The sequence below is a fragment of the Geofilum rhodophaeum genome (genome assembly GCF_002210225.1).
Taxonomy (GTDB): Bacteria; Bacteroidota; Bacteroidia; order Bacteroidales; family Marinilabiliaceae; genus Geofilum; species Geofilum rhodophaeum.
In genome coordinates, this window is the sequence record NZ_MWUJ01000075.1 from 1 (window position 1) to 689 (window position 689).

1 rRNA gene is annotated in these 689 nt (G+C 53.4%); it reads right to left on the minus strand.

Features of this window, described 5'->3' with window-relative positions:
• Positions 1 to 6: 6 nt before the first annotated feature.
• Positions 7 to 689: ribosomal RNA gene (locus tag B4W65_RS17110) — 16S ribosomal RNA — on the minus strand; the annotation flags it as partial.

Genomic DNA, 689 nt, shown 5'->3' on the forward strand with positions numbered 1-689 from the left:
CGTCTATAAGGAGGTGATCCAGCCGCAGGTTCCCCTACGGCTACCTTGTTACGACTTCACCCCAGTCATCAACCACACCGTGGTGATCGCCGTCCTAAAAGGTTCGGCTAACCACTTCTGGTGCAATCAACTCCCATGGTGTGACGGGCGGTGTGTACAAGGCCCGGGAACGTATTCACCGCGGCATTCTGATCCGCGATTACTAGCGATTCCTACTTCATGGAGTCGAGTTGCAGACTCCAATCTGGACTACGATAGGCTTTTTGAGATTCGCATCACATCGCTGTGTAGCTGCCCTCTGTACCTACCATTGTAGCACGTGTGTAGCCCTGGTCGTAAGGGCCATGATGACTTGACGTCGTCCCCGCCTTCCTCCAGTTTGTCACTGGCAGTATCCTTAGAGTTCCCGGCTTAACCCGCTGGTAACTAAGGACAAGGGTTGCGCTCGTTGCGGGACTTAACCCAACATCTCACGACACGAGCTGACGACAGCCATGCAGCACCTGTATTCTAATTCCCGAAGGCACTCCCGCATCTCTGCAGGATTCTAGATATGTCAAGACCAGGTAAGGTTCTTCGCGTTGCATCGAATTAAACCACATGCTCCACCGCTTGTGCGGGCCCCCGTCAATTCATTTGAGTTTTAACCTTGCGGCCGTACTCCCCAGGCGGTCTACTTATTGCGTTAG